This window comes from Blastocatellia bacterium (assembly GCA_035275065.1).
Classification (GTDB): domain Bacteria; phylum Acidobacteriota; class Blastocatellia; order UBA7656; family UBA7656; genus DATENM01.
This window is the reverse complement of record DATENM010000056.1, coordinates 1-3,377: the sequence shown is the minus strand read 5'-3', so window position 1 is coordinate 3,377 and position 3,377 is coordinate 1. Positions and strand designations below refer to the sequence as shown.

Annotated in this window: 2 protein-coding genes; both read right to left on the bottom strand. The window is 62.0% G+C overall.

Annotated features, from left to right (window positions below):
• Nucleotides 1-413: 413 nt before the first annotated feature.
• Nucleotides 414-2,102, bottom strand: a complete 1,689-nt coding sequence (locus VJ464_13665) for an IS1634 family transposase (GenBank protein HKQ06178.1) — start codon at nt 2,100-2,102, stop codon at nt 414-416.
• A gap of 153 nt (nt 2,103-2,255) precedes the next feature.
• On the bottom strand, nt 2,256-3,377 hold a 1,122-nt coding region (locus tag VJ464_13660), incomplete at its 5' end, for an LLM class flavin-dependent oxidoreductase (GenBank protein ID HKQ06177.1).

Below are 3,377 nucleotides of genomic sequence, written 5' to 3'. Positions count from 1 at the left end.
CTCACATTCCGCACCCTTTTTCGCACTGCTGAAGCCATTTTCGCAGAGCCTCTCGTAGAGAGAGGAGCGGGAGCGAGATACAGACTATGTCATGCGCTATAACCCATTGTTGCTACACTGTTTTTGTCTTAATCACAACTTCCTGTGAGTTGCGAGGCCCATTTCTGCCCCTCCGGGGTGAGCCACACGGATTCGGCTTTCCCGCCAGGTGAACGACTGATGACAATCAGACCTCGTGTCTCGAGGGTCTGGAGACTATGACTGATGTTGCCCTTGTCTCCCGGCAAGGCCCGTACCAGATCCTGATGACTACTCCTGATCATGCCGCGGGTGCGCTGGTGGTCCACCGCTAACCATTGGAGGATCTGTTTGTGCCGTCGTGAGAGGCGCCGTGCTGCCATCGGAGTCCTCTGTTAGCCTGCGGGCAGCGTGAAACAGATGGCCGGCACGTCGAGGGCGGTCAGATAGTGCTGTTGGACGACCGAGAGCGGGCGCGCGAGCTGCCGACCGTGGCCGCACTTCAAGACGATCACGCCCGCAAACTTCGTGATCATCATGAAGGCTGTCGGCCGCGCCGTCGCTTTCTTGTCCCACCCTGGCAAGGGCGTGCGGGTGGTGTCCACATACGTCCGCATGGTGCGCTCCATCAAGCGCCAGAGCAGCAGGGCCAACAACAAGATGAGCCCCAAGGCTTCGATGCGTTCTGGCTTCTTCAGAAAGAGACTATTGACCAGCACCGGGTCTTTGAGAAACCCGTAGTTTTGCTCTGTCCCATGTTGCTCTTTGTAGACGGTGAGGATGTCCCGGGCACTATGGGCGAGTTCCCCCGCCGTGGGCACATTGGTGAGCAGCACGAAGCAGCCCGCCTCTTCCTCCGTACGAGCAATGCGCTCGGTCTGGGGACTGATGGCCGTCTTCAGCCAATAGCGTCTGGCTGTGATCGGGCGCGGCTTGTGGGCATTGGGCCGGCCCCGGCCATACACGAGCCGTTCCTCCACCGCGACGTCCAGCCGATGATAGGCAGCAGAGACCGCGCGGAGCCGCGCCGCCGCGGCGTCCGCATCGGCGCGGCAGAAATACTCCTGGTGCTCTGCAGCCCGTGCCGCGGTCTGCATAGTGCTATACGAGGTCTGGATGTCCCGTGCCAGCCGCTGCTGCCGCCGTTTGTCCTGGGCGCTGGAGTGGACCACCACCGCTCGATAGGCGGTCCCGTAGAGCGTGACCTCCCCTTCATAGGCTTTATAGGACGTTACGGGACGCTGCTTGGTGGGTTTGGTGTGGGCGAGCACGCCGACGTCTTCCCACGTGTTGTGGGCCACCGCCTCGGTAATGAGCCGCCCACATTCGTTATAGGTGGCTGGGAGGCGGGTGATGAAGAGGGTGTCACCGAGCGCGGCCAGATTGTCCGCCGTCACCAGCGCGGCATCGGCGACATAGATGTAGGCCCCGGGGGCAACCCCATGCTGGGCCAGGAAGGTCGCAATGCCCGATAAGAGGGTGTTGTTGATGGTTTTATCCGAGGCATTGCCATCCTCTGGAGTACCCCAGAGGGGGACGGCACGGTCGACGCACAACGTCGAGAAGACGAACTGCTTCAGATCCGGCCGCTTGGCTTTGCTATAGCCATGGGTAATCGTAAAGGGGACGGCCGGCTCCTGCTGGTCGGGCTGCCCCTCCGGCGGCAGATACTCCCCATAGACGCTGATGGACGTCGTATCAAAGTGCACATACCGTTTGTCCAACCCATAGACCTGATCGGCACGGACAGCACAGGCCGTAAAAATCTTCATGGTCCCCACGTCATAGAGGCGCTCCAGGATCCGCCCGACGGTGTCATCATTAAAGGCCTCAGGCGCGACGGCCTTGCCCAACAGGAGCGCCGTATCTTGGTGCGCAAAGAACTCTTCCAAGCGATACAGGGGACTCCGGCCACTGAGGGTATCGAGGATCATCCCCAGCACAATCGTCCCTGGATCGACCCCCATCTCGGTCGGCACCACCTGATTAATCGTTTCAACCAAGCCGATCTTGTCGGCATAGGCTTTCACAATGGGCAGATGTTGGACCTGGTACGCTTCGACAGGCGGGAGCACGAGACCCATACCACTCTCCAAGGCCGCAGGTGTTTGGTGTATCTCCTCTCATGCGACGATACCATACCACTGGGAAGGTTTGTTGTGCGCGCGAAAAATGCCGCTAGGAAATGCCGTGGATCACCATCCGAGGGGTGCGGAATGTGAGGTACACGACCATGCCTACGGCCTTTGCGACGTCAACCCGCCTGGACGCGCCCCCCCCTCACCCAGCGAGGCGGGATTGATCGGGGTAGGCATGGCCTGCACGGCGGGGAGGACTTCCTTGGCAAAGAGACGCAGGCTCTTTTCGGCCTTGTGCCGAGGCATGCCGCCGTAGAACACGTGCACCACGAGCATTTCCAGGCTGAGGGCCTGCTGCAGCGTGGTGATCTTGGCGATGATCTCGTCCGGGGTGCCGATGGGCTGGGTGGCGCGCCGGGCGGCAAAGCCTGCCGCGGCGACCCCGACATCCGCCGTCTGGCGCTGGAGGTAGGACTCATAGCCAGGGATGCCCGCATAGCCGGGGTTATTCCATTCAAAGTAATGATGCTGCGCGGCCTTCAGCTGGTTGTAGAAGTACTCCCAGCCTTCTTCGGCCTCGGCGGCGGTCTCGGCGCAGTACATCCACACGAGGGTGGTGGGCTGGTCCGGCGGCAGGCCGTGTGCGGCGCGGATGGTATTGAACTGCCGCACTTGCGCGGTCATCGCGTCCAAGTCGTCGTTGGCGACAAACAGCTGCCCCAGGCCATGCTGGGCGGCCAGGCGCATGGAGGCCGGGGACGAGAACGCCGCTTTGATCGTCCGGGTGAGCTCCCCTTTATGGCGCGCCTGGGGGCGGATAGTGGTTGGGGGAATCTTGTAGATGTCGCCCTCAAACGTGAAGCGCTCAGCGCCGTCGGCGGCCCGGAGGATCTGCACCACGTCGTAGAAATATTGGTGCGATTGCGCCATCGGGTAGCCGAGCGAGGCATACTCATGCGGCGCGATGCCGCGCCCCAGCCCCAGGTGCAAACGACGGCCCTTGAGCAGGATGTCGAGCATAGAGATCTCGTGCGCCAGCCGCACGGGATTCCACCACGGGGCGACGATCACCGCCGTGCCCATGTCGACCCGGGTGGTGCGACCGGCCCAGTACGCCAGGTATTGTAAGGGGTTGGGCTGCATGGAATAGGCCGAGCCGTAATGTTCGGTGGCCCAGATCGAATCGAAGCCGAGCGGCTCCACGAGCTCGCCCATGTAGAGGGTGTCATCCATGTTGGCGGCGTCCGAGACTGCCGGCGGGCGGGTATAGTCCTCCCGCAA